This is a genomic window from Psychromonas hadalis ATCC BAA-638 (genome assembly GCF_000420245.1).
Classification (GTDB): domain Bacteria; phylum Pseudomonadota; class Gammaproteobacteria; order Enterobacterales; family Psychromonadaceae; genus Psychromonas; species Psychromonas hadalis.
In genome coordinates, this window is sequence record NZ_ATUO01000267.1 from 1 (window position 1) to 2,706 (window position 2,706).

Below are 2,706 nucleotides of genomic sequence, written 5' to 3' on the forward strand. Positions count from 1 at the left end.
TATCAATAGTTATTATGGCATTACAGAGATGGTGATAGAGGGATTAGGCTGGGCACTAGTACCTGAAAATATTGCGCTTTCAGAATGGTATAAAAACGATATTAAGCAACTTTCAAGTAAACATATACTGAGTAACATACGCGTAGAGATTGGACTAACCAAGCGCAAAGATCGTGGTCAGGGCATTGTTTTAGCATGGCTGATTAATGAATTAGAAAGCACAATAGAAAGCAAAAGATAGTTAATACCAATCGGAATAAATAGCTGATCTATTTTACTGGTTAAAATAACTTATTTCTTCGTTGTAAGTTTCGTAAAGGGAACAACCATTTACGTCAACTTTCGCCTTAAATTAAGCTATTTTTCCTGCGCAAAATTTAGATCACATACTTAATCCAATTGGTATAACCAAAACTCAGGTTCGTTATTTCAACATCACCCCATTAACGCTATTTTGTCACAGCGCTTTGCGATAACGGTCACTGACGCTGAGATCAAGGTAATAGCCAAACAGGCAACGCGGTTATCGATGTCATCCACATAAACAGCGTTGATTAACAACTCACTGATACTGTTAAATTTATCGCCCAATTCAACGTGGCTAAGTGGTTCTGAAATAACAAATTGTTGCTCTGCAATTAGCTCTCCCTTTGCGTCTAAGCCTAACAGTGAAACACTAAATTCACCATCATGCGCATAGAGTCGTCCAATATCAAAGCGATGAAAATTAAAAAATTGTGCCTGTTTATGTTTAACAACAATGCCGGGTAAGTAACTCTTACGACCAAAATCAATGGATAAAAAATTCTCACTATTATTACTGTCGCCTAAATTAGCCACAATTTTACAATACATTAACAACATCAAATTACAAGCATTACAACAATACCTCCACAATTTTGATTTAAGCTAAAAATTAAATTAAATACCAAAACAAATCAAACAGTTACATAAAAACAGCCAAAATGGGTTGGTTTCCATTTTGGCGAAGGTATTGTTACAAGTGACATCTTTTTTATGATATGAGAAGATAGGGCAACAATATTAAACGGTAGTGATTAAAATGAATAAAGCACTCAAAGCAACATTACTTTCAGCACTTATTTTTCCGGGCCTCGGGCATTTAATGCTAAAACGATATCCGCAAGCGCTATTTTTGATACTCAGCACATCTATCGCTTGTTACCTGCTAATTATCAATGTGATAGAAACCGCAATGCAAGTGATTCATCAAATTGAACAGGGCGAAATAGGCCTCACAACAGCAGAAATAAGTAATGCATTAAACCTACAAGGCGTATCGGATTACAGTAGCAACTGTAATATTGCGATGATTTTTATCATGTTCATTTGGATAATTGCAGCAATAGACGCTTATCGTTTAGGTAAAAAAAATTAACGAACTTGATCCCCCTTGCACTTATCTATTGTGTTAATAGACATTTTACAGAGTAACTATTACTCTCTTTTTTTGTTATGTTAAAAGGAATTCCATGAACAAATTATTTAATAAGATTATCTCCATCCCACTTTTTATCGGCTTATTATCCACTCTGCTGTATAGCCAAGTCACTCGTGCAGAAAATACAACCTTTGAACGCATCAATAAAACAGGCTTATTAGTGGTGGGTATGTCGGGTGAGCAACCTCCTTTTAATTTTGTATCAAACCTTGAAACAGTCATTGGTTACGATGTAGAACTCGCAACCGCACTGGCAAAATCGCTTAAAGTTAATGTACGTATTGAGCTGATGCCCTTTGCCGAATTGATGAAAGCACTTAAAAAACAGAAGATTGATGTCATTATCTCAGGCTTTGCATTTACCGAAGCGCGTAGTCAAAAAATAACTTTTATTGGCCCTTATGCCCTTTCAGGAAAATCTCTGTTAATCACTAAAAAAAGATTAAAAGAGATAAGAGCATCAACAGGCTTTAACCATAAAACAGTACATTTGATGGCACTAAAAAATTCAACCAGTCAAACCTTAGCAAAAGAGCGTTTAGGCAAAGCAAAATTAACACTGGTTACACATTATGAAGATGCACTGCTTGCCCTTCGCTCTGGTGAAGCTGATGCATTAGTGGCTGATTTAGTCGTGTGTGAGCTTGCTGTAATACGTGATACGTTGCAGGAGTTAACCACACTACAAAAACCATTAGCCGTTGAAGAGATTGGCATTGCAATTAATAAAGATGAGCCTCTTTTAAAGAGCCATTTATCTGCGCAATTGCACGCATTAACGAAATCAGATGATCTTAAAAAACTACATAATAAATGGTTTAATAACCCGGGTTGGTTAGCACTACTTCCATAACGAATCCCAAATACCAACCGATATTATGTCGGTTGGTATTTGTTTAGATAATTAACAGAGAATAAAACTAATACCGATTACATTAAGTATGTGATCTAAATTTTGCGCAGGAAAAATAACTAAATTTAAGGCGCAAGTTGACGTAAATGGTTGTTCCCTTTACAAAACTTACAACGCAGAAGTGAGTTATTTTAACCAGTAAAATAGATTAGCTATTTACTGTAATTGGTATAAGCCAGTTCCCCTCTTAAATCACGCTGAAATAACTCAACTAACTGCACATATGACACTTTTTGACTAAGCAGATAATACAACTTAGCAATCACCGCCTCTGTGGTCATGTCACCACCACTTATCACCCCTGCTTCACTTAATGCATGCCCCGTTGCAT

General features: G+C 36.1%; 3 protein-coding genes and 1 pseudogene. 3 read left to right on the plus strand and 1 reads right to left on the minus strand.

Annotation, left to right across the window (positions count from 1 at the left end; all coding sequences use genetic code 11):
- Positions 1–241 (plus strand): annotated as a pseudogene (locus G322_RS23815) (LysR family transcriptional regulator); the annotation flags it as partial.
- Between the two features lie 194 nt (positions 242–435).
- Here the strand turns inward: G322_RS23815 and G322_RS0118590 are convergent.
- On the minus strand, positions 436–855 hold the full coding sequence (locus tag G322_RS0118590) for a hypothetical protein (RefSeq protein ID WP_022943179.1): 420 nt from the start codon (positions 853–855) through the stop codon (positions 436–438).
- 208 nt (positions 856–1,063) lie between these two features.
- Here G322_RS0118590 and G322_RS0118595 point away from each other — a divergent pair, with 208 nt between their 5' ends.
- Together G322_RS0118595 and G322_RS0118600 are read left to right on the plus strand one after the other, a co-directional pair.
- The gene (locus G322_RS0118595; protein WP_022943180.1) at positions 1,064–1,399 is read left to right on the plus strand and encodes a hypothetical protein; all 336 of its coding nucleotides are present in this window, start codon (positions 1,064–1,066) and stop codon (positions 1,397–1,399) included.
- 94 nt (positions 1,400–1,493) lie between these two features.
- On the plus strand, positions 1,494–2,315 hold the full coding sequence (locus G322_RS0118600) for a substrate-binding periplasmic protein (RefSeq protein WP_022943181.1): 822 nt from the start codon (positions 1,494–1,496) through the stop codon (positions 2,313–2,315).
- Positions 2,316–2,706: the final 391 nt, after the last annotated feature.